17 protein-coding genes and 4 pseudogenes are annotated in these 23,786 nt (G+C 52.9%); 14 read left to right on the plus strand and 7 right to left on the minus strand.

Features of this window, described 5'->3' with window-relative positions; all coding sequences use genetic code 11:
* Window positions 1-143: 143 nt before the first annotated feature.
* Window positions 144-767, minus strand: coding sequence for an adenylate kinase family protein (locus NGM10_RS17580; protein ID WP_253484758.1), 624 nt, complete (start codon window positions 765-767; stop codon window positions 144-146).
* Between the two features lie 283 nt (window positions 768-1,050).
* Between NGM10_RS17580 and NGM10_RS17585 the strand changes: the two genes are divergently transcribed.
* The 6 genes and pseudogenes from NGM10_RS17585 to NGM10_RS17610 form a co-directional block, all read left to right on the plus strand.
* Window positions 1,051-1,950, plus strand: coding sequence for a hypothetical protein (locus tag NGM10_RS17585; protein ID WP_253484760.1), 900 nt, complete (start codon window positions 1,051-1,053; stop codon window positions 1,948-1,950).
* A gap of 243 nt (window positions 1,951-2,193) precedes the next feature.
* Window positions 2,194-3,531 (plus strand): hypothetical protein, encoded by a 1,338-nt coding sequence (locus NGM10_RS17590; protein ID WP_253484763.1) that lies wholly within the window; start codon window positions 2,194-2,196, stop codon window positions 3,529-3,531.
* 1 nt (window position 3,532) lies between these two features.
* Complete coding sequence (locus tag NGM10_RS17595) at window positions 3,533-4,081, plus strand: adenylyltransferase/cytidyltransferase family protein (RefSeq protein ID WP_253484765.1); 549 nt, start codon at window positions 3,533-3,535, stop codon at window positions 4,079-4,081.
* A gap of 275 nt (window positions 4,082-4,356) precedes the next feature.
* The gene (locus NGM10_RS17600) at window positions 4,357-5,289 is read left to right on the plus strand and encodes a DHHA2 domain-containing protein (RefSeq protein ID WP_253484767.1); all 933 of its coding nucleotides are present in this window, start codon (window positions 4,357-4,359) and stop codon (window positions 5,287-5,289) included.
* A 610-nt stretch (window positions 5,290-5,899) separates the two neighbouring features.
* A pseudogene (locus tag NGM10_RS17605) lies at window positions 5,900-6,316 on the plus strand (ImmA/IrrE family metallo-endopeptidase); the annotation flags it as partial.
* An 88-nt stretch (window positions 6,317-6,404) separates the two neighbouring features.
* Window positions 6,405-7,072: pseudogene (locus tag NGM10_RS17610) on the plus strand (hypothetical protein); the annotation flags it as partial.
* Window positions 7,073-7,116: 44 nt separating this feature from the next.
* Here NGM10_RS17610 and NGM10_RS17615 read toward each other — a convergent pair.
* A pseudogene (locus NGM10_RS17615) lies at window positions 7,117-7,344 on the minus strand (cell division control protein Cdc6); the annotation flags it as partial.
* A gap of 532 nt (window positions 7,345-7,876) precedes the next feature.
* Here NGM10_RS17615 and NGM10_RS18385 point away from each other — a divergent pair.
* From NGM10_RS18385 to NGM10_RS17635, 5 genes and pseudogenes are all read left to right on the plus strand, one after another.
* A pseudogene (locus tag NGM10_RS18385) lies at window positions 7,877-7,915 on the plus strand (hypothetical protein).
* 50 nt (window positions 7,916-7,965) lie between these two features.
* Window positions 7,966-9,309, plus strand: coding sequence for an MATE family efflux transporter (locus tag NGM10_RS17620; RefSeq protein WP_438267177.1), 1,344 nt, complete (start codon window positions 7,966-7,968; stop codon window positions 9,307-9,309).
* A gap of 261 nt (window positions 9,310-9,570) precedes the next feature.
* Entirely contained in the window at window positions 9,571-10,662 is a 1,092-nt protein-coding gene (locus tag NGM10_RS17625; protein ID WP_253485029.1) for an aminopeptidase, read from the plus strand.
* Between the two features lie 71 nt (window positions 10,663-10,733).
* Window positions 10,734-11,369, plus strand: coding sequence for an IS6 family transposase (locus NGM10_RS17630; protein ID WP_253480417.1), 636 nt, complete (start codon window positions 10,734-10,736; stop codon window positions 11,367-11,369).
* A gap of 306 nt (window positions 11,370-11,675) precedes the next feature.
* Complete coding sequence (locus NGM10_RS17635) at window positions 11,676-13,559, plus strand: hypothetical protein (protein ID WP_253484771.1); 1,884 nt, start codon at window positions 11,676-11,678, stop codon at window positions 13,557-13,559.
* A gap of 136 nt (window positions 13,560-13,695) precedes the next feature.
* On the opposite strand, the gene NGM10_RS17640 is transcribed toward NGM10_RS17635, so the two are convergent.
* Complete coding sequence (locus tag NGM10_RS17640; RefSeq protein ID WP_253484773.1) at window positions 13,696-14,241, minus strand: HD domain-containing protein; 546 nt, start codon at window positions 14,239-14,241, stop codon at window positions 13,696-13,698.
* A 56-nt stretch (window positions 14,242-14,297) separates the two neighbouring features.
* Here NGM10_RS17640 and NGM10_RS17645 point away from each other — a divergent pair, with 56 nt between their 5' ends.
* Both NGM10_RS17645 and NGM10_RS17650 read left to right on the plus strand, forming a co-directional pair.
* Window positions 14,298-14,615, plus strand: coding sequence for a hypothetical protein (locus NGM10_RS17645; RefSeq protein ID WP_253484776.1), 318 nt, complete (start codon window positions 14,298-14,300; stop codon window positions 14,613-14,615).
* Between the two features lie 520 nt (window positions 14,616-15,135).
* Window positions 15,136-15,318: a hypothetical protein gene (locus NGM10_RS17650; protein ID WP_253484778.1), complete on the plus strand. Its 183-nt coding sequence runs from the start codon at window positions 15,136-15,138 to the stop codon at window positions 15,316-15,318.
* A gap of 494 nt (window positions 15,319-15,812) precedes the next feature.
* Here NGM10_RS17650 and NGM10_RS17655 read toward each other — a convergent pair whose 3' ends face one another.
* Window positions 15,813-16,292: a hypothetical protein gene (locus tag NGM10_RS17655; protein WP_253484780.1), complete on the minus strand. Its 480-nt coding sequence runs from the start codon at window positions 16,290-16,292 to the stop codon at window positions 15,813-15,815.
* 393 nt (window positions 16,293-16,685) lie between these two features.
* Here NGM10_RS17655 and NGM10_RS17660 point away from each other — a divergent pair, with 393 nt between their 5' ends.
* Complete coding sequence (locus NGM10_RS17660; RefSeq protein WP_253484782.1) at window positions 16,686-17,240, plus strand: hypothetical protein; 555 nt, start codon at window positions 16,686-16,688, stop codon at window positions 17,238-17,240.
* Here NGM10_RS17660 and NGM10_RS17665 read toward each other — a convergent pair.
* Genes NGM10_RS17665 through NGM10_RS17675 form a run of 3 tightly spaced genes read right to left on the minus strand, consistent with a single transcriptional unit; the run spans window position 17,237 to window position 23,632 of the window.
* Window positions 17,237-20,671 carry an ATP-dependent helicase gene (locus NGM10_RS17665; RefSeq protein ID WP_253484783.1) on the minus strand — a complete coding sequence of 1,145 codons (3,435 nt, stop codon included), beginning with the start codon at window positions 20,669-20,671 and terminating at the stop codon, window positions 17,237-17,239. The genes NGM10_RS17660 and NGM10_RS17665 overlap by 4 nt on opposite strands.
* Complete coding sequence (locus tag NGM10_RS17670; protein ID WP_253484785.1) at window positions 20,668-21,621, minus strand: PD-(D/E)XK nuclease family protein; 954 nt, start codon at window positions 21,619-21,621, stop codon at window positions 20,668-20,670. Before NGM10_RS17670 ends, NGM10_RS17665 begins: the two co-directional genes overlap by 4 nt.
* On the minus strand, window positions 21,569-23,632 hold the full coding sequence (locus tag NGM10_RS17675) for a PD-(D/E)XK nuclease family protein (protein ID WP_253484787.1): 2,064 nt from the start codon (window positions 23,630-23,632) through the stop codon (window positions 21,569-21,571). Before NGM10_RS17675 ends, NGM10_RS17670 begins: the two co-directional genes overlap by 53 nt.
* Window positions 23,633-23,786: the final 154 nt, after the last annotated feature.

The raw sequence follows: 23,786 nt of genomic DNA on the forward strand, positions 1-23,786 counted from the left end.
CCTTGATCAAGACCGCTCTGGCTTTGCGTGATCTCGGACCTCGGGGTTGTATCGATAGGGAACAGAACGGTGGGGGCGTCTCAGTAATGGCTGCAAACAGGGTGCACAGTTGGCGAGTCCATTTGGCAACGCCCGTCTATCGGCTACAGATAGGGACGAATGGCCGAAGAGAGTTCTTTCCAGACGACATCGTGCGGCCGTTCGGCATCGATAGAGATGACGTCCAGTTGGTCGGAATAGTGTTCGATCACCGGGACCGTCTTCTCTTTATACACCTCGATTCGATGCCGGATTATTTCTTCGTCGTCGTCGCTACGTTCGACAAGAGGTGCCGCGCAGGAATCACACTGTCCAGTTTGCGCCGGGGGTTTGTACTCCTCGTGGTAGGATTCATTACAAGAACTGCAGATCTGTCGATTCTTGAGTCGATTTAACGTCGTTTCGTCGCTCACGTGCATGTAGACCATCACCGATAGGTCGGTTATCGAGGAAAGATATGATACTTGGCTCATCGTCCGTGGGTAGCCGTCGAGGATGAATCTGCTCTCGTCTCGGAGAATCTGTTCGACGACTTCGTTGATCACTTCATCGGGGACGTAGTCGCCAGCTTCGATGTAGTCTGCCGGAGTTCCATAGGGTGTCTCCATCTCTCTGTTCTCTCGAAGAATGGTCCCGGTTTCGACGTGTCTCACCCCTTCTTGCTTCTCGAGCTTTCTGCACTGGACTCCTTTCCCAGCACCCAACGGCCCGAAAATCAGACCCTTCATCTATGTTCTCTTCGTGAGTATTATCACATATATATTTTGGGTACAAAAACGATGAAAAGCAATTCCTTTGGGGGAGTTCTAAATGTCAGGTGTGATGTGCAGAGCCCAAACGTCAAAATCATCCAGGAAGATTGGTATGCGTCCCTCGATCCCACTGCCATTTCGACGCCTGTCACGGTCTCCACATCGCTATGGAGGGCGAGACACCGCTACTCCGATCATCACGGATCAATACAGGGAAGCATAAGAACTAAATTTGATAACTAACAGCATAAAAGTAGTAATGCAGTTCGAGTCACATGGGTCAGTCGTTCAGTTGGATGGTGTCGAATCGGTAGCTTCTGAGGTCGAGGCACGGATGCGAAGGGGGATTCCTGGAGCGAAACAGGTCACCGGCAAGAAGGCGGACTACACGGTGGAGGTCGAATTGGGAGAGCCGGAGCTCGTCGTCGGCGAGGAACGCGCACTACTTGGTATCACCTCCGAAGAGTATATCACATCCGACGTGATGGCGCTCGCGTCGCGAGTGTTTGAACGCCTGTACGTCGAGAACGACTGCATATCCATGCACTCGGCGACGGTCGAGATCGATGGGTCGGCAGTGTTGCTCATCGGGCCAGGCACTGCCGGCAAGACGACGACCGCGTTCAAGATGTGCGAGAAATACGACGCAGGCTACATGTCGGGCGACCGGACTCTGATCGATGCCGAACGTGCGATCGCCGGCGAGCAGACCGTTGTTTGTAAGAAGGGATCGCTGTGCTTGGAGTTCGACGCCTTCGATGTCGAACTCCCCTCAGGTACCATCGACGAGGAGGGGCTCTGGCAAGAGGGGATCGAGTGTACGCACGCCGAACTCGGCCTCTCCCGGGTCGACGACGAGTTGGATATCGAGGCCATCTACTCGGTGATGCGCCTTCCACTGGACGACCGACTTCGAGTCGTGGACTTCTCGCACATCGAAGCTCTCTGGGACGTGTCCAAACAGGCGGTGTACTACTCTCACTACTACCAACCGCTACTCTATGGGGCTCGGAGCGTCACCCCCGTCGTCGAGGGTCGAACGCAGCAGTCGAAGCGGGTGAGCCTGATCGCAGATCTCGTTGAGACGGTCGACTGCTACGGCATCACCGGGGCGATGGACGAGATGGCGGAGTTCATCTACCGACATCACTTTGAGTAGCCCGATTTTAGATGTAAGGACCCGTTTCTTATGTCGATGCGGGCGAACTCGCATGGGTCTTTCTCGGTGCAGCGTGCTTGTGATCTACGGCGGTAGCAGCAGCGACCAGCGACGTCGGATCGAAGTCGCTGGCGTCTCATGGGTGTCTTTGCCTGTGGTCCAGCCCAGTCCTGACTTTCACCTCATAGAACATAACCATAGATAGAAATAAACGTATGGGGTAAATTATATCCATTGTGCCCCATGGGAAAAGATACGAACTCTAACTCTCCTGGTGGAAATCGTGGAATAGAGGCTGTTAGATCCATCTGCGGTTGTGGCGGCAAGACGTCACTTGAGGAGGTCGTCTACCCAGCGCGGCGGAAACTTGGGGAGCGGCTTCGGCAAGTGGGTGTCGAGCTTGGTGACAATGGCGACGTCGCTATTCTGCCGTTGACCGACGACTGTCGACGCGCGGTCGAGACGATCGAGGCCGACTCCATTGCGTCCCATGATCCGCTTGAGATAGACGGTCCCGTGTGGACGTTGACCGCTACTCTCGCTGATACGGACCTTGGCGGGAGTGAGCAGCAGTTCGTTGAGACGATCGGTGAGATCTACGAGTCATTAGGGAAGATCGGGTCGGTGACGATCGGAAAGGGGCACTCGGTCCAACTTAACAAGGCGAGCAAAACGGTGCAGTGGTTCGAGCACTTCGAGCCGGTGGGTCCCAAGCGGGAGGGACACATCGTCGCCAATATCGATATCATTCACGCGTTTCCGGATCTCTCTGTCCGCGAACAGGCGGCCATCGCATCCTATCACACGCTCAATGATTGTTACTCGGCAGGCGGTCACGACGGTCGCACGGTCAGACCGATTGTCGTCGTGACGACCGGGAATGACGTCACCCCTGAGGAGGTGGACGAGTGGTACCGGAGTGTCCTCCCCGACGACATCTCATTGCTTCCGGGCGTCGTTCTCGAACACGATGGGTACGGTTGGTTGTTCGGTGCGACAGCGACGGCGCGTATACCTCACGACCCTCCCACTTTCGAACGGGAGATCACGTCAGGGGATCAGGTGTTGCTCCACCGATCGCTGGGGGGACTCGCGATGTACACCGTCGGAATCGAGAGCTCGGATGCCGAACTGAAGGATGCTGCACGTCGTGAACTGATTGCCGACCATCACCCCGTCGCCGAAGTCATCGCTCAGTACTGTCCGGGGCCCGATGAGTCGTTCGACCCGTCGAAACACATCAAGTACTCCTCGGATGTCTCGGGTCCGGGGATTCGAGATCTGGAGAAACCGTCGGAGAAACGCGATCTAGCGTTCAACATCACGGATATCCCGATATTGAGTGAAACCATCGCTGACCACGTCCACGCGCACTGGACCGTTCCGGACGTCACGGTCGAGACGAATGGACCGATCGCTGTCGTTGCCAGGCCGACCGTGATTCGAGATATCGAAGCCGATCTGCTGGCGGTATCGCAGGCGGACCCGGTTGTGGTTGGCGAGTACTCGAACTCGGACCGCGGGACGACGTTGGTCACCCAGGATGTCGAGATTGAGCGTTACCTAGAGAGCCTGTCGTAATATGATCGGACACATTCATGGCCGGTTCCAGCCGTTCCACGACGGCCACCTTGAGTACGTGAAGTGGGCTGCCGATACTGCAGATCGATTGATCGTGGGGATTACAAACAGCGACTCGTCTCACACGGAGAAAGAACGAGCTGATTCAGAAAGACACCGGCCGGAGGCCAACCCATTTCGATACTTCGAGCGCTTCCGGATGGTTCGGGACGCCATCAACGATTCATCGGTCGACGTCCCAGTCGAGATCCATCCCTTCCCGATCAACAGGCCAGAACTGTGGAAGTACTACGCACCCGAATCGTGTGTCCATTTCGTATACGTCTTGGAAGAGTGGCACGAGGTGAAGGTACGACGACTCCGGGAGCGGGATCGTCAAGTGTACACCAAGCGAAAACAACGAGATATCAGTGCCTCACAGATCCGAGAGGCCATGATCGATGACGAGGATTGGCGGACTCACGTGCCATCGGCCGTCGTCAACCGTATCGAGGCCATTGACGGGCAGGATCGCGTGACGGAGCTCGCAGCTGGCGAACGGCCGGACTGATGATAGTCCCATCCTCGATCCCAATTTCGGTGACGGCTGGCTCGCCCGTTCTCCGGTCAAGAGACTTCTCTTTGAAGAACCACGTCTTGTTCCGTGACCCTCGATATGTCGTTAAGCAGTCGAGTCCGGACTGGGGGACGTTCGGATGGATGTGGTGCTGGGGGGTTCCGTGACGTGGTCCGTCGAGCGGTTCCCCCGGCTCGGAAAGTAGTCTGGCGAGTGACGGTAGGTCTCGAATGAAAAACCTGAAACCCGTCGTGTTAGATGGATCTCCTATGAACCCTCGGATTCTGGTCACCGGGTACGAAAGCCCTGACTTGGACGCCGTGGCGTGTCTGCTTGCCTACTCGGAACTCCTACAGTACGAAGGGAAGGATGCCGTCGGTGCGACGTTCGGCACGCCACATCGGGAAGCGCAATTCGTGCTCGATAGGCTAGATTTGACCGTTCCAGCTACGGAAGAGCTGTCGGATTACGACGAAGTACGTCTGGTCGACGCATCCGACCGTCGAGGGATCTCGAACGAGATAGATCCGGACGCCGTCACGGAGGTCATCGACCACAGAGAAGCCCACAACCCAGAGGCATTTCCGAATGCCACGCTGCAAGTCGAACTCGTCGGTGCAGCGGCCACGCTTGTCGCCGAGCGGTACCGGGAAGCGGGGGCTCCACTGACCGATAAGCTCGCCAATGTGTTGTACGCTGCGATCGTCTCCAATACACTCGATCTTCGCGCGAACGTGACGACTGACAGAGACGAAGCGGTGGTGGCGTGGTTGCAACGGTCGGCCGACGTCTCGCAGGAGATTACGGATCAGATGTTCAAGCATAAGTCGAGAGTCGGCGACGAGTCGCTCCGGTCCATTTTCGATAGTGACTTCGCTAGCATATCTGTATCGGGAACCGATATCGGGATCGTCCAACTCGAGATTCTCGCGGTGGACGATTTTGTCGACAGTCACCAAGTGGAGATAGTCGAAACCCTCAATTCGATGTGCAATGCGCGGGGTCTCGACCACATCCTCCTGATTGGTGTCGACCTGAAGGGTCGATTCGACGTGTTGGTCACCGATAGCAGCCTATTACAACGCTCGCTGACTGAAGCACTTGACACGTCGTTTAGTGGCGATGTGGCCGTCACGAACGAACCGATCCTCAGGAAGGAACTAATCCCTAGACTGAGTCGAGAGATGGCGACACCAGAGTAGCCAATAGAGCAAGAGGTGTCGTCACCCAGCAACCGTGCATATCGGCGCTACTGCGACCGACCGCCTCCTGAAACCGGGACGCAGTCTCGGTCGGTGACCTGTTCGGAATCGTGTCGGGTCGCCCGCGTTGGCGTGGGCTCTTCGAGTGGTTGTCGGGGTCGCCGGTGAGAGGCGAAGGGGAGGATCCTGATCTTGAGACACTTTTGCCGTTGTATAGACGCTGTGGAAAACGTTTCATTCCGGTGTACTAACTGGCCTCTGAGCCAGACCCATGTAATGTGCTCTCTCAACTCTCTCGCTTCACAGATCGCCTCGTAACACTGGCGAAGCGTCCTATTTCTATCGATGTCTCACCAGCGGTCAAGAAGGGTGACGGCGGCTACGCTGACTGTGTGATCGATGCGATACAGGATCTCCGTGAATATCTTAACCCGCCGTATCGACGGCTTCTGGATGTTCTTCACGAGATGCATGCGGTCGTCGAGAAACGGATCTTGAACCGGACTAGTTACCGGATTTACGATAGTCTGTGTACAGAAACATCAGCTTATGATGGCGGTTTGGCGCAATCTCCTGCGACTCTCCATTGACCCGCCGTCTGGCTCGTGGCCAGCTGACCGACGCAGCGGATCAGCTCGGCGTGACGGTGCGGATCATTCCGTCCGACGAGTGGACTCACGGTGAGGCGAAGGGCATCTGCTAGCAGCTGAGTCTCGTCGATATGCAGCCGCGTGTCGAGGTTCGGGATCGGGAGAACGACGCTGACCTCGCCCGGACGCTGGTTCACGAGTACGCGCACGCCCTGCTCCACTTCGACATCGATGACGACACCAAACGGTCGAAACGCGAAGTCGAGGCAGAAGCTGTTGCGTACGTCGTGGGCCGCTACTGCGGGCTCGACACGAGTGGCTCGGCGTTTAACCTCGCAGCCTGGGAGTCGGACGATCCCGAGGTTGTTCGCGAACGGCTAGGCCAGATCAGCACCACGGCTGAGGAGATCATCGACGTGATCGACAGTTCGGCTTAACCAACGTTGAGGGGGTATCTGCCTACTCTGTTGGTTAATTTTTCTGTGCCCGCAGAGGGGCGGAGGCATCTTCCGGAGACCACGACCCATGACCGATAGATACCTTTCCGCTGTTCTTGAGGAAGCAGAGCAGATCGCAACGCAGCATAAACAGGTCGCGCATTCGGCCGAGAATTCGGCGCACGAGTATCTGCGCTACGCGATACTGAAATTGCTCGAAGAGAGGGCGTCAGTTCCGGATATCACGTTCCCACGAATCGATGACGTGACCGTTGGATACGGTCTGGATGCGGCGATGTTCGAGAGCTGGGGTACCGACGTCGAATGGTGGACGACCGTCTCCCCGCAGGAAGTGTGTACGCGCTTTCGGATCTTCTATCCCGCCGAGCACGAGTCAGTTCCCGTCTCACCGTCGAGGTAATGAGTGCGCTCGGAGCGTGGCGCGTCTGGACTGGGAGCGCTGTCGACTGCGACTCCTACGACCACCGCGAGCGGCGCGGAGTCCACTTCTTGTGGCTACAGGGTCACCCGATCAAGGATCTCCTTCAGGAGCGAATCCACGGGACTGACGCCGTCGCCCTAGATGGAGATTGCACAGGAGACGTTCGCGACCGGATGGTCGCGTCAACTGATGACGGCCAAGTCGACGATCTCGAACCCCGCACCCGCCGCGCGGTCAACGAGGAGATGTCGGTTTCGTTGCTTGAGAAGGGTGGACGCTACGAGGTACAGTCGGCATCCGGGAATCGCTACGACCGTGTGCGAAATGAAATCCAGACCGGCGTCGATATCTCTTCGCCTTAGTTCCCCTCGAAGAAATTGTCTATCTGCGCATTGACAACAGATTTGACGAGATTCTCTTCGTGTTCAGCTTGCTCGAGTCTGATGTCAGGCTGGAGGGTTTCGGCGACCACCTCCGGATCGTCGACGAAGGTATACTCCTTGTGGACTCCACTGCCATAGCCACGTCCCCGTTTTTCCGATGTGACGAAGTTGTAGGTCTCAGCTTCATTCTTATACCGTAAGTAGGGTCGGAGTTTAGTAGGACGTTCTACCACTTCATGATGTCTTAGAGATTAACTCTCGTTGCTTTTTGTTCCGTATAGAATATGAGTGCGGCGTCCATAAGCATATTATCACCTCCATTGACGTTATTGAATTAATAATTCCCCAAACAAATACTCTTTGGTTTGATCTATAAACAGTATTGAGATAAGAACGTAGTGAAGGCTTTGAGCCGCTATTTGAGTGTATGGTGGTACACCAATCAAGAATCGTACCAAAGGGTCTATTTTACGCTAACTAGACAGTGCCCTCTAACCCAATTGACGCTCCTTCCAATCCTGTTATAGAGTGCTATGAATCACTAGCCTATCCTCTAGCTGTTATCCCCTATTAATAAGATGGCATTTCCTATTAGAATCAAAATATTTAATACTAACCGAACAGACCCATTTACTGTGAGTGGCCATATAATTCCACATGAAAGACATACTGGAAATATCGTTGCCACCCATAAGTTTAGATTATTAGAGACTATCCGTAATATATAATAAATAATTGATTATAAAATGATTAATGTCGGCTCGGAAGAGATAACTGAAGGGCAACTATACAAAGCGATAATTGGCCTTTCTATTCCGCTGATAATGCAGAATTTTGTGCGGATTGCTCAACAACTGTCCAATTTATTTTGGCTAGGAAGGTTAAATGAAGAAGCTGTTGCCGCTGCAGGGCTAGCTGGTCCGGTAATTGGATTCATGATCACTCTTATCGTGCTTGGACCTTTTGTCGGTACCGAAACCCTAGTTTCACAACGTGTCGGTAATGAAGATTATAGTGGCGCAGAATCAGCTTTGTTCACAGGAATTGTAGCGTTACTCCTTCTTGGGGCAATAATTAGCTTAATCACATATTTTGGGGCAAGCAGCCTTATTGGTTTTTTAAGCTCTTTCCAACATACTCCATCAGCAGATAATGTACCTTCATTATCTGTAGCGTATCTGAAAATAACAGCTTTTGGATTCACATTTGCTGCTATCAGTGATGGGTTGGAGGCTGGCTTCATTGGGTGGGGTGATTCAAAATCGTCTCTTTATTCAAATATTGCATCAGTTGTTGTTGATATCTTACTAGCCCCAGTGTTCATATTTGGAATAGGTCCTGTTCCTTCACTTGGGATTGCAGGAGCAGCACTATCAACTGTAGCTGGGTACTTAGGGGGGTTAATTCTAGCGTTAATAATCATGTATGGTGGGTGGAGTGAAGCAAAATTGACTCGCACCAATATTGAATGGAAGATCGAGGAGTACAAAGAGCTGTTGGAGGTTGGGCTTCCCATTACTGGACAAGCAGTTGCAAGTCAATCAGTTAGCATATTTCTCACATTCCTTACCTTTACAGTAGGCGGAGTTGCAGGTATTGCAGCGTACTCGGTTGGAACACGTGTGAGCAGTCTCACCCTGCTTCCTGCAAAAGGATTCAAACAAGCTACTCAAAGTGTTGTTGGGCAAAATCTGGGGGCAAATCAACCTAAGCGCGCCAATAAATCGGTTATTCTTAGTGGCGGAATTATTTTCTCCGTGCTATTTGTATTAGGTCTTATCCAATGGCTAATCCCTACATCCGTAGTCGACCTTTTAGTGCCTTCGTTAAACAATGAGTCTCGGGAGTTAGCTGCATCATTTGTGAGAATTCTATCATATAGTTATCCTGCTGTAGGCGTGCTTTATATTATTCGTGCTGGATTTGACGCCGCTCGAAAAACTCGTGTCACTTTCTGGAGTTCCGTATTAGAGAACTATGGAATCCAGCTACCAATTACCGGGATTGGGTTAGTGTTCGGGTTTGGTGTTCTCTCAATCTTTTGGGCTGAATCACTCTCACGGATTATCGTCGCTAGTGCTATTGTACTCTATTATTACTACCACTCTAAAAATGGAGTAATGGTTAAATCAGCGAAACATGTTAATGTATCCTCTTCTGATGATTAATGACATATATTCTAGATTAATTAAATTCGGTTTGGGCAAGGCACTATCCAGTTATATTCTCCGCACTCCCCTAATTGGCACCATTTACCGAGCCCCGGCTTAGCTGTTGAGAACCATATTAGAAGACTCAAGACGGTCTTTGTGTGAGAATTCTGGAGTGCCGCCAATTAGATTCTACGACCTTCTTGTATTTTAACCAAGTTCTATTATTCTAATATATTAGTAATGGTTTTATAAGGTCTGTGTATGAATCTGATTGATATGGACGACCGTGTCAAGAAACACGCCGAGATTCTCGTTGACCACTGTACTGACATCGAAGCAGATGACAATGTACTCATTAAAGCACCAGCAGTGGCGAATGATCTAGTTGTGGCACTTCATGAGCAGATCGGGAAACGTGGCGCACGCCCCATGCTGTCGTGGATGAACATTCAAGCCAGTCGTGCCTATGCTCGAGCAATGCATGTTGATGACTACCGGACGAAAGACCACAAACTCGCCGCAATGAAACAAACGGACGTAGTGATCATAGTAATGGGTTCGGTGAATGCTAGCGAGATGAGCGACATCGACCCTGAGAAAACAGCTGCGTCTGGTCGTGTGACCCAGCCCATCCGCAAAGAACGGCGTGAGACAACCCGTTGGGTACTCACTCAATACCCCACGGCTGCCGACGCCCAGCAAGCAGGGATGAACACCGCGGCATGGACTGATTTCGTGTACAACGCCATCAACATGGATTGGGAGGCACAACGCGAACGCCAGGAGCAGCTCGTCGAGATTCTCGACCCAGCTGAAGAGATACGCATCGTGAGCGGCACGGACACCGACCTACGACTGTCTGTCGAGGGGATGCGAACTGGCAACGATTACGCGAAGCACAATCTACCAGGTGGCGAGACGTTCACGTCGCCAGTCCCTGACTCGGTGAACGGTGAGGTATTGTTCGATATGCCCCTGACCCGTAGTGGTCGGGAGATACACAATGTTCGTCTTACGTTTAAGGACGGGGAGGTGGTTGACCACGGTGCTCATCAAAACGAAGAAGTGTTGAGTAGCTTGCTGAACACTGACAAAGGTGCACGTCGCGTAGGCGAACTCGGTATCGGCATGAATCGTGGTATTGACCGCTTTTCCCATAACATGCTATTTGATGAGAAAATGGGAGATACCATCCACCTCGCGCTCGGCAACGCCATAGAAGAGTGTGTTCCGGCGGATCGTACATTTAACGAAAGTGCGATTCACGTAGATATGATTGTAGACATGAGTGAGAACTCGCGCATCGAGGTGGACAACGAAGTCGTACAGCGAGATGGGATATTCTGCTTTGAGGAGGGGTTTAAGTAATGACATAGCGAATATGTAGGCACTGTTCAGATAAGCGTTGAAGGATGAGGCGGTCGAATTCGTAGTGGTCTATGCCAGAATTCAGCCGCCTCAACGAATGTAGCGACTGGATCGAGTTAGAGTTTGTGGAGCGAGAAGCGACACCGGAGCCGCTGATGAAGCTCAGTATCCACCTGCATGCGGCCGGATTATCACTCTCGGATACTGTTTCTATCTTAGAGAAGTTCGGTGTCAAACGGTGTCGCTCCACTATCCACAATTGGGTGCAGAAAGCCGATCTACAGCCGACTGACGGCAAAAGCCCGAATCACGTTGCGGTCGATGAAACGGTGATTCAACTCAACAATCAACGCTACTGGCTGTACGCCGCCGTCGATCCCGAAACTAACGAATTCCTCCACGTCAAGCTCTATCCGACACGAACTATCGTTGTGACGAAGCAGTTTCTCACCGAATTGCAAGAGAAACACCGCGTCGGTGACGCGGTGTTTCTCGTCGATGGCGCACCGTGGTTACAGGCCGCACTCTTCGAGAAAAACCTCCGATTTCAGTATGTTCGCCACGGAAATCGGAACAGCGTCGAACGTGTTTTCAAAGAATTAAAACGCCGAACCAAACAGTTCGCCAATCATTTCCGCCACGCGACCCACCGCTCCGCCGAAAATTGGTTGCAAACCTTCGCCTTCGCATGGAATCAGCTAATCTGAACAATGCCGAATATGTAGCCCCAAACTGATAATGGCTAAGTTATTATATAATATGATTTCCTCAGGGCGCGAAAGAGTGGAGAGGACTACGTATGGAAACAAATTGGCCGGTGCAAAGGAGAAGCGGTTTTGCCAGCAACTGTACACAGAGCAGATTCGAAGACAGATAACCGCCTCTCCTGTGCTTTGTTGTATTAGCGAGAAAGTATCCGCAGAGAGCTGCTGCTACTCGACTTTCTAGGGAAACGCAAATATTTCCCTTCTGAAGCGCAAAGTTAAATATTCTCTGTAGTCAAATTAACAATAATGAGGGTCCTTGGATCCGATAATCCGCCGGAGTACAGGCAACTTGCATCGGAAATCGCCGGAGAGAGCGAATCGGTTTATGAGATAACTAATCCAAAACCGAGCGAAACAAATCTCGTCGTTTCTCCTCCGGATCGGTTGGTTGATTTACCGTTGACTGAGATGTATGAAAGCCTTGCCGCGGAACTTGAAGGCAGCCCTCGTATAGGAATAATCACAGGACGCACTGTTTCGGAAGCACGGTCGCTGTACTTCGATAGGACACCAGCAGGTGATGAAGATGCCTTAGTGGTTCGGGGTATTGGAGACGAGCCTGAACTCGGATACGAGGACTCCTTGATACTTACGGGGAGTGATGTTACGGCGAATGGTATCAAAGACATCACGTCCGATCGCTTTAATTCCTTTTCAATACTCGCGAATGGAAAATATATTCACCAGTTTCTGTCTGGAGATTACCTTTGTGGATTCCCAAGCGATGAACAGGAGTTCGAATTTACAGAGCCACAGCCGAATTGCGTGGGCAATGGAGAAATGGACTGCCCAAAGAATGGTAATATCATCAAAGCGGATACCATAGAGGCAGATCACATTTTTTTGAACGCATGCAATCCTATTCTCTCAGAAACGGCCATATCCCCAGTGAATGTTGGACTGAGCCTTCTGAGTAACGCGACTGCCATGATCGCAAGTCCGCGAGTTATCCGAGTGGAGTCGTTGCTTGTGGTGCTCCATCACGCGCTGATCAAAGCAGGATACGATGCTGGGGAACGGACGTATCTCTTGAACAGATGTGCTGAAGGAATCGGTGTTGAACGAATTCCCTTCTTACTCTTCGGCCGACCAGAAGCAGTACCGCCAACGAACGAGTCGGGCGATTGGTCCCTGAACATCGAGCATCGACCCGGTCGACTAGAAATGCGACTTGAGAACATCTCGGCTCCAATCGTTGATCTAGAGCTTCCTCTTATTGATCCAGGCGATGTACACGTAACGATGGACGACGGTGAGAAAGATCTGCCATACCACACCATCTTCAAAGAGGGAGACCATTTCAGACTGCTTTTGTTTGACTGGGGGTATCTCGAAATGGAGTCGCTGAACATTCAGATTAAGACGGATAGAGTCTCTGACGAATTCGCCTCCGAACTCGAGGCTCTCCGTAGCCCCGACCGCCCGTTCTTTTCTAAGAAGACTGAACGTCAGTTGGAAAACGCCAGAAACCTTATCGGAGGTAGTTCGAAATACCGGCGGAGAGCGGCATTCAATACGGATGCCCGCACCGAACTGCGAGAGCGATATGAGCGCGCATCTGATGAAATTGGTCGCGCTATGGAATCGTTCATCGACGATATGCTAGCTAATCCTCCAAGGCGACTCGAAGCGACGTATCTCACCGATTGTACGACCGACGATATCGAACACCAGTACGGTGAGTGTCCGTACTGTGGCCGAGCAGTTACACGAAGGACATACCGGGACGTGCTTGGGGTCATCGATCGGAACGTGATCGATTGTGTGGAGTGTGCGTACATAGCCGACACTCCATATTCCTTCATGGCCGTATTACTACACGGTACTACTCAAATGGAAGCGGACAGTACTCCGGAATGGGAACTCCAGTTTCAAAACCCATACGACGAGACAGTTGCCATATCATACGGTATAACTACCTCAGCTGACACGGTCGATCCCGAATCCGCGTACGATCCATGCCGCGGAAGGGTGACGGTAGAAGCCGGAGATCTCGTTCGGATTCCGATCCAGATAGATGCGACACAATTTGACAAAGACTCTCGTGATGGTGATTATCCAGTTCACGCCTATGTAATTGATGAGAAAATGGAAGTTTCAGTCGCAATGAGGTACGCTTGGGTTCGGTGATAAATACAGAGTCGATAGACTATTTATTCCCCCACTCTGGTGGAGTCTATTGTGAACGATGTCTGATGTGCGATCCTAACGGGTTTCACTACTACTCAGTAGCCAGTCGAAACTTAGTCCAAATATGAATAAAACATCAGCTTTCGATGTTTCTCTTCACTCGTTCCTTCACAATTGGTAACTTGTCACTGAGTTCCTGATGTATGTCCTCCCCCCCGATATATGTTTTAGAGTTATTAATGAAATAATTCATCTTTTCGATCTGATTCTTTTTTAGGCTTTCGGACCCTCCCAAGCCGTAGTAATCACTATTGTCTAGGATATCCGCAGCTTTTACAGCCACCGCACTTCTTCCCAGCTCAAAGCACCTCTTATATATATCGTAGTGTCTTTCGAGATAGTCGTCAATGTTCTCGTCGAAACTAGTAGCTTCCACGATATTTGCAACGTCTTTTCCAAACTTCGACCGAATCTCGTCGGAAGTAACATCTGTATCTTCTAATAGGTCGTGGAGAAAGCCAGAGATGACGATGTTCTTTCCGTAATCTCTGTCGTAAAGATCCATTCCTACTCTTGTACTGTGGAGGACCACTGGTTTCGGGTTATTTCCTGAAGATTCGAACGATTGGACCAGATATTGGACAGCTCGTTCGATTTCTTCATCTTCTTCTTGGTCTCTCATCTCAATGACTAATAAGAGATGCAGTATTAATTTCTTTTTGGTTCTAACTGTCTGAGATGCCTTCGCTGACTACCCAAACGACCTCAGTCCTACTCTTTGTCCTTGTGAGGTTCGCACGTCTACTAACGGCTGTTTCAGTGGAAGAGGTGTCAAACCAATGGGATTTCAACAGAGTCAAAGGTTACCATCATATCTACTCAAATGCGACTGATGAGAGTGAAGATGAAGAGATTTCGTCTTGGGCGAAGACTGCTATCAAATACTCCTTGACATTTATAGATTCGCTTCTCTCTTTGGCATACAACACTTCTCAGCTGAGTGGACTTCTGAAGCCGAAAGACGGCTGGAAACAGGTAAACGCGGGCAATGAGTGAATATTTAAGCACCAGAAGCCGTGGGTTCCGGCGGTAGATCAAGTGGAGATATGTCACATACGGGATTATTTATAGAGGTGGGCTGATGCGCATACGGCGGTGCATACATAGATCTCAGGGCTTGACGGGATGATCTTCGAACGAAACATGTGTCTGGAAAATGAGTAGACACTGGCTTCCAGTTCTGTCACAACGAGAAACCGAGTCTACAAAATGCTGAGGAAACGGTGTATCCTAAGAAGATGGACGAAACAAGCGGAAGTGGTGTGTCAAGAAAGTGGGTGAAGACCTTCGACAGACCCATGTTGAGGCCACGGGGAAGCCAGCACCAGACTTCGGAGCTACTAAATCACATATGAATGGGATTACTATTGGAAAATGTGACCGAAGGGAATAAACCGGAGAGAATACATCATGAGTAGTTCCCTGGGCGTGTCGGATTAGCTGGCTGACTGCCTGATAACGGGTATCGGCTCGATTCGATCTCGATCCAAACAAAAGCAGTCAGAGTCACGAGCTCATGGTTACGAAGGACGGGGACTCAGTGAAACACCACCAGATCTACACTGTAGAAGCTGGTTCCGACGGTGAAATTGGTGGCTTCATGAAAGACGAGCCTCTTCCAAACGCTCCGGGAAACTATCGGTCGAAGTTCTCAACTAGTGAGGAAACGAAGGTTGACACTGAAAGTGAGCTTGCTTGAGATCTCGTCTGTGTCATGCTCACCTGCTGGATTAGAGGTCAAGGAAAGCTCAGGTTCTTCAACTCGTCAGGAGGCTGTTCAACGACTACTTCGTAGTCCTCTTTGATCTCATCAGCCTTCCCGAATTAGAAAAAGAGGAACTCGATCAGGCCAAGACCGAGTGCTGGAGTAGGTAGTGACCGACCTGTTCGAGGAACGTCTGGAGGCGCGCGACCTCACAGACGGCGAGTCGACGAACGCGATCGACTAGACGCTCTGGATATGAGGGGGACTTACCGACGTAGTAGCACGGATGTATAAGATAACTTACAGTCATCGTCAGAGTGGCCTCGTCCGGGTGAAGGCGGCGACCCGTCGTGCGGTCCCTCAGAACCCGAATCAGGGTAGAGTATTCTCCGTTCCTGGGTAGGTGTTGTCTCCTCTCCTCTGTGGATATTGAATTGGAGGAACGGGAGTGGCTAGAGGGCTCGGCCTACAACGTTCGAATCATGGCTTCAGTATCCGGAGCCACGAAAGTGCCAGTCAGATGCTGCAGGTCCTCCCTTTCCGTGATCCTTCGTGTAATGCCTGTTCGTAAACGAGCTGGCTATACATTCCCAGTTGACGGTCGATCCGCAAACGGGCGTCGCTCGCGAACGAGAGGAAATACCGGTTCGCAAGTGCTTCTGTCGGGCTGCCGTTGAGGAACGTTCAAAGTCGATACGAATCGTACTCAACACTACGATCCGCAGTGCCTCCTTGTAGTCGTCAGTGGTTTCGACGTAGACTGTTTCGAGAGCGCCGCCGAAGACCTCGGTGCGACTGAGTCCCTGACAGACCGGCCATCGTAGTTTAAACCCACCGCACTCGGATTCGCGCTGGATGGCAATGGCTTGCATGTCGTCTGCATCGCTGGTGGCAACCAACGCAGCGTCTCCGTCGTCGGTGCCGTCGAGCTTCAGCGTCCTTGCAGTCGGAGACAGAAGGAAGTCCATCCGTTACCGAGTACTTCCAACAGCCAACTGAGTCCGTACGTCCACACGTCCATCGTCTAGGGGAGAGGATACTCCGTGGGTCTCGATGACTTCTCAATCTAAATTCACTCATCTTAGCCGTGATTCCGACGCTGTCAAATTCATCCCTCCTCACCTGTACCGCCCTTCACGGAGGTTCGTCGATTCGGTGCAGCCGATGCTATTGCAGCACTGGACATCGAGACGATTACGACTGTTTCCGAGCGAGAACTCGAACCACCGAACTCAGACCATCAGGAACTACTCTGTACCGGCGTTGGATACCGAGGGAATCCAAGCGAGGAGATTGAGGCTGAGGTCATCTTCCGTGAAGACGAGACGGCTTCTGCGGAACTCGACGCTATTGAGGCGGTTGTGAACTGGCTCGATGCGAGGGATGTCGATGTTCTCATCACCTTCGGGAGCGCGTGGTTCGACCTTCCAGTCTTGGTGGGTCGTGCGGAACGGGCCGCTGCGGAAATCGGTGAGCCTGGACGAGCAGAGAATGTACGTACAGCACTCGAGTCGTACTACCATGCCGACCTTTCGTCGGCAAAGAATCGGGTGCTTGGGGAGGGTTCACTCGAGGATATGGCTGAACATGTTGGATCGCCCGCACCGAAGACGCTCTGGACAGATTACGAAACTGGGCTTGAACCGCAGACGTGGCGCGAGAGCCAGTGGGAGATCATGCGAGAGGAAGACCGCGACCCTCCGTCTGACGATCTTGCGGATCCCACCGTATTCAACAGCGACGTTCCGTACTTCGGCGAGGCGTGGCTAACGGCTAGCGCAGCAGGAGAGGACAACCGAGCCTCAAACCTGTATGCGTGTCTCGAAACCTATACGCTCGCAGACATCCATCCCTTGTTCGCTATAGCTGACGATGAGCGGTCGACCGGTCAACCGTCATTCCCGATGACCTACTAGCGGCCTCCGTCTTCTTGACGCCACTCTTCCCCGCAGGGAAGGGAACTGTGCTGGCACCACCGACAGTGCTCCCCAGTCTCGTACCCGCTGAACGATGTCTCCTTGATTCGATCCATCGTCGTCGACACCGCTTTTCGTACTGAATCTAGTTCACCCTCATCGAACGAACGGGCCTCGACTTTTGGACCGATATCGCCGACATAGGCGTATCCCGCGCGGGTAATCGGTTCCTCGTAGAGGTCACGACAGGCGAGCAGGTACAGTGGCAGCTGCTTGTTTTCGTCAATGTCTCGGTGACGCTCGGTGGCTTTGTAGTCGATGACGACCAACTCACCGTCCGGGGTCCGATAGACGGCGTCGATAAACCCGACGAGTTCGTGGCCATCCACTTCTAGCTGGAACTCTCGTTCAGCATCGACGATTTCCCAGCCGCTTAGATCAAGGTCGAAATACCGGTCGATGCATTCCTTCGCGACCGGTAATTCATCCGTGGCACGCCGTTGTCCGGCCAGCCGCTCACAAATAGCGTACCATTCTGCTCGCTCTGCTGCCTGTTCCTTCGCAGCGATTTCTGCGGTATCGTGAAACAGAAGCCCGACTATCCGCTGTGAGATACCGTCTCCGCCATAGCCGTTCTCACGGTAGTCGGAGAACCCGTTGACGACGTAGTCCAGGAAGTGCTGTCGGGGGCACTCCTCGTAGGCCTCAAGTGAGGTGTAACTGTGCTGGAGTGCCGGGTTTGGGGTCATTGGCCCAGTCAGGGCGTCAATTGAAAATCGTCGGTTCTCAGGTTCTCTCTCGATTGAGCCTTCTATGAGCTTGTTTCCGAATGTGATCACGCGGTCTCGTCCGTCTGATGCTGAGAGCTTCTCAGAGCCGTACGTCACTTGTCCAGAGACGTCCCCAACTACTGTGCTCGCGAAAGAGGCTGTCCAATCAGCATGGTTCGATGGAAGACACTCCTGTAAATCGCGCCAGATTGGGAGGTGACCGTTACTTGGCCGCCAGGGAACGGATTCTGGAAGGATGCTCTTGACAGCATCGTGTACGGGCCTTTCGTCGTCTGTGTCGTCTTCCTCCCTGCTTCCGTAGAGTACGAGTATCTCTTCGGCACGAGTGATCCCCACGTGAAGTATTCTGCGAGCCTCGTTGGCATCTTGAGCGACGAGATCTTTGTCGAACACTGATTCTGGACCTTCAGACAGTGCTGACTCGAATGTATCGTAGGTTCGTGACTCTGGTTCCCACTCGTCAGCGGTCAACCGGGACATCAGAACCACGGGAAAGTCGAGTCCCTTACTCTTGTGAATGGTCATGACATTGACCGCGTCGTCAGCCAGTTCTGGCTGACTTGTCGGTGCCGACCCGCTCTCCTCGAAGAGCGAGTCATAATGCTGCAGCGAATCGATGAATTGCGGCGTGAGTGGGGGCTGTACAGCGTCGTTTCCATACTGGTCGATAATCTCGTCCAGCTGCGCCAGGTCACGACGCTCTTGCTTGCTGAGGTACCAATCGATGTTGGTCAGGCGTTTGAGTTCCCGGTAAAGGTGGCTGAGGGAGGCTGTTTCACGTAGTTTGAGAAGGCGAGAAATGTGTTCTCGTACTTCCTGAATACGGTCGGGCTCATCGAATACTTCGAGGGGTTGGTTGCATATCCCAGCATATGTACCGTCATCGTGGCTATTGACACGACGCAGATCAGCATCGGTGAGACGGTAACGCATCGTCAGTACCCGGTTCCAGCTTACGTCGTCTTCTTCGGGACGAGCCAGCGCCTTTAGATAGGCGACGACGGTGCCGACCCCGATTGATTCCGTGGAGAGGTCTCCCGCAACCTGATAGGGTATTCCTGCCTCGTCGAACTCTTCGAGAATTGGGGTTGCGTGGTCATTATTCCGAACGAGGAGTGCTATCTCCCCTGGATCGTACGCCCGATCTAGTGCTTCTGCATCGCCACTCAGAAGATTTCGGGTGACAGTCACCAACTGTTCAGCTCGGTCGCCTTCGTCGTCGGCTTCCTCAACGACTGCGACCGTGTCTCCGTCGAAATCGGGTTCGTCGACACGCGTGAGCGTTTTCGTACTCCGCCGATCCGCCAACCGATTTAGTGCTTCATTTGCGAGGTCGAGAATAGGCTGACGTGACCGGAAGTTCTGTTCTAGCGGTTCGTCTTCGAGATCGGGCCCGAAGACGTCGTCGAGTTCGTCAGTGATGTTCGCGACGTTCGCGCCGCGCCATTCGTAGATTGCTTGGTCGTCATCGCCCACGACGAATAGGCGATCCTCTGAGACGAGGGATGTAATGAGGTCGAACTGGAGACGATCAGTGTCCTGGAACTCGTCACAGAAAACGTAGTCCCATCGGTCGCCCAGACCCTCTCCGACGTCAGTCTCGAGCAGCTCTACTGTCTTGACCACGAGACCATCGAAGTCGAGCAGATTTCGCCGGTCGAGCTCTCGCTCGTATGCCTCATACCCTGTGTTCAAATCCAGGGCAGTTTTGCACTCGTCGAGAGCGTTTCGGAGGTAGTCTGTCAGTTCGAGCTTCAGGTCGTTTGGTATCCCGCTCGGAGCACTACTGTACCCTCCAAGGAGATATTTCGGCAGCTTATGTGCATCCTCGGGAAGCGACCGCTCACCAGCCTCATGCTCCTCAAACGCTACTTCGAGTGCGTCACAGAGGTCAACGAGTCGGTCGAGGAAGTCTTTGATGCTCGCCTCTAATCCTTCATCGCGGAGGGTATCCCGTTCTGCGACGAGGTCGGCTCGTGTATCCGGGATGCCGTCGAGAACGGTCGAAACTGAACGACCACCAAGATGGTCACTTGCAATCTCCTCAACACGGTCTGGCACAGCATCGAGCTCATAGACTTGTTCCGGTGACCCGAGATACTCCTCGATCTCTGCGGGCGAAATCCCACTTCGCTTCATCGACCCGATAAAGGAGAGGAGTTTCGATGCGACGCCGCTCACGTATGAATCTGGGCCGTAGACGTTGGGTTTGACGGCACGGTAGTCGATTTCGTCGAGGACATCGAGCACGATGACGTACTTTTCAGCATCCGTTGCGATCTCGAAGTCTGGATCTAATCCCGCATCATAGGCATAGTCCGTCAGTATCTCGTTGCAGATAGAGTGGTACGTATACGCGTCGACGTCATACCCTGCGGGTCCGAGTTTTGCGTTGAGTTTCTCACGCATCGAATCAGCGGCGTTGTTGGTGAAGGTCAACGCGAGAATCCGATCCGGAGAAACTCCGTGCTCGTCAATGAGGTTCTCGATTTTCCGGACCATTGTGAACGTCTTTCCGGTCCCTGCACCTGCGAGGACCCGCATGGGATACCGCTCCGACTCGATGATCGTCCGCTGCTGTGGCTTCGGATCCTCATCGTCCTCGATGGTTGGGAGCCAATCAGGCACGTCGTCGCTCATCGCTTCACCCCCTCTGCGAGAGATTCTGTGCACATCTCTCGGTACTTGCAGTCGGGACAGGCCTCATCGTGAATGAGTGGGAACGGATCTGGGTCGTGAGAGCCGCTCGTGATCCCTTCGTGTGCACGTTGTAGGAGATTCCATATCGTGTCATGATACTCTTCGTAGATGTCCGTGGTATCGCGTGGATAGCCTCGTACAGAGATTTCATATCCGTCTGGTGTACTTTCGAACGACGTGTGATTCAGGAGACCGTAGAAACTGAATCGAATATTCATCCCGTCCTCGTAGAGGTCAGATTGTTTGACGCCCTCGATGTATGTGGCCGCTTGGAATACGTTCTTGACTCTCTTCGGGTCGTGATCCGTTCCGTCTAGATGGTCCTCAAGGACGCTAGCAGTATTGGACGTAATTACGTCCCTGAGCTTCCGCTTGTAATCGATGACGTGGATCCCTTCGTCCGTCCGGAGAATATTATCGGCTCTCCCACGCAATCCGAGGCCGTTCTCGACGCAATCGAGCCACTTCTCCGTCGCAACGGATTGACGAGCGTGATCGATGCCGTGGCCACCATCAGGGTCAAAGAAGGTCTTGATTGCCTCTAGATTTTCGAGGCGCTGGTATTCCTGGTGAGCGTTTGACGCGTACTCGTCCGGAGAGATATGCTCTCTCCATTGCTCAGGGAATGCCTCTACTGCCCGATCGTAGATGAGCTGGGCGTCATCTTCTGGGCTAGTTGCTTCGCAGACTACCTCGATCGTTCCGTGATAGGCCCGCCCCTGGTTCAGGTACAACCGTGTCTTCTCTGGGGCGTTGACCTTCTGAACGTACTCATAATCGAACTTCCGCTGGCAGTCCGCGTAGGTCGCGAGACGCGACGGCGAGAGGAAGGTAACGTCAGTCACGTCGAACCCCTCCGGCAGCAAATTCGATACGTGCTTGCAGTGCATCACGAAGCTGCTCGCCGCGGTTCCCGCTTTCACTGAGGAGGTACTGAATCTCCGAAAGCTCGGCTTCGACCTCGTCGAGAGAGACCGTCACGTCTTGGCTGTGAGAGCGACGAACGTCAGCGAGAGCATTGTCGACCCGAGAGAGCAGATATTCTTCCGCTCTTCGCTCGCTCCTGATCTCTGATTCTGTCGCCTCTTTCACCCACGGCAACTGCCGATACGCGTCCGTGAGAAACCGCGACGGCTGAGCACGTTCTTCCAGTGCGGTGTCTTTGTGATTGTATAGACAGAAGTACAGGCGATCGCCAGCAGCAGTTGCTCCGATGGCGAGCCGCCGCCGTGCATGCTCTGCATGGTATCGTTGGAACGGGCGGCTTGACGCTGTCGAGGAGGTCGGGAAGGTATTAGTGACATCTTCTGCGTCGACCTGTGTTACGCCCGGATAGTCCGGCATCTCTGAGAGGCGTTCTTGGGGGAACAACCGAGTCAGGGAAGGTGATCCAGGGTACTCTTCGTCGACGACGTCCAGCAAGAAAACTGCTCGGAAGGACCCGTTTTTGATCGCCTGTAAGTGATCGACTCGGACACCTCCGTCAAGTTCGGTCGAACTTGTTTGGTTCTGTTGAGGAGCATACTCGTGGGCGCGTTCAAGCATCGTCGCGAACGACTCCCAGGTCGTTTCGATGAACGGCGTGTCTTCTACGAACTCCGCCATCGCGAACGCCCGCTGAACGTTCCCGAATTGGGCACGAACGTTCAGTGGAGACGTCTCCTCAGCGATTCGAACCTTCATGTTTGACTCGGTCGCCCACCGTCGGAGCGGACTTGAGAGGCCCTCCATCTGCTCGATAGAGGCCAGAATCGATTCGTCTAAAACCGAGGCTTCCAGCAGCTCTGTTCGAGCGTAGTCATCATCGGCTGCCAGATAGCGAACAACCTGCAGTAACTCTCGAATAGCGGGATCATCGCCGAACCCCGTGACAGTCGTGGACTCTGTCGGAACCCCTGTTTGCTGGAAGGCACGAAGCGTCTCGATTACTGCGGAACCGCTCTGCTTCAGTGCGACGGCGAAATCCTCGTAATCCCAGTTCTCTCTATCTCGAAGCCGCTCGATTTCATCAGCGACATTCTTGATCTGTTCGTCGGCGGTCTCTGTTGGGATGACGTTCACCTCCCCCGCCCCGGGATCTTCGTGAACGGTTTCAATCGCCAGGTAAGCACCCGTCGCAGCCGGACGAGATGGGGGTGCTGTCCTTGCAGTAGACTCTGTCCTCGAAAATGAGACGTAGTCAGTAATTGGTCCTGGCTCGATCCATGTACGCCGAACACTCGCGTTCTCTTCTGCTACACATACGAGTTCCAACCCATCCGCCACAGTAGCAAGATAGCGACGGTCAAGCGGCAGGAACTCCTCAAACTCGACGGCGAGGACTGCCTCGGCATCGACTACGTCGTCTCGTTCTTCGGTCTCCGACAACGCCGCATTCGCCTCAGTGATTAGCTGGCCCCGTTCTAGGTGGTTATGGTCGTCGAGCCATTCGTGGAACGCTTCGACGAGTTCCGCAACTTCAACTAGCTCTGGTGTCTTCTCGAAGGAAACGTCCTGCCACGTGGCAGTTTCCATGAGCTGGGCGATATCACTCAGGAAGGAGGGTTGTTCGGCTGCACGCCGGAAATGCTCACTGTCCCACTCTTGTTCTTCGAGGAACCGATGGACGAGCTCGCGCCGCATTGCGTCTGAGAGAATCGCTCGGTTATCGGTCTGGTTCACGACGTCGGTCGCTTGCACGACCAGGGACGTGACACGTGGGACAGCTGATCCGGGTGCTATGTCTTTGAGTTCCTCCCGAAACGTCTCCATGCTCGTCGGAGATCCAGTGATGACGAGGATGTCTTCTAGATTATATTCCTTCAGAAGGGCCTGATATTGCTCAGTTACTGTTGATCTGGGCTCACCAGTGCCGAATGGAACAGTAATGAGCGTCCCATCGAAATGCTGGACCTCAGACACGCTTATCGTCCCCCGGAGCCACCAGTTGTTCCTCCGTGGATCGGAGGCTGACCCAGAATCTCCTTGACTGAGAGCCTGCTGCTGATTTGCAGGGTAAGTCGAAAACGAATCTAGCCAAACGGGGACATATCATATTGAGGGTCCTCACAGTCCA

Origin of the sequence: Halorussus salilacus, from assembly GCF_024138125.1 — an archaeon.
GTDB classification, from domain to species: Archaea; Halobacteriota; Halobacteria; order Halobacteriales; family Haladaptataceae; genus Halorussus; species Halorussus salilacus.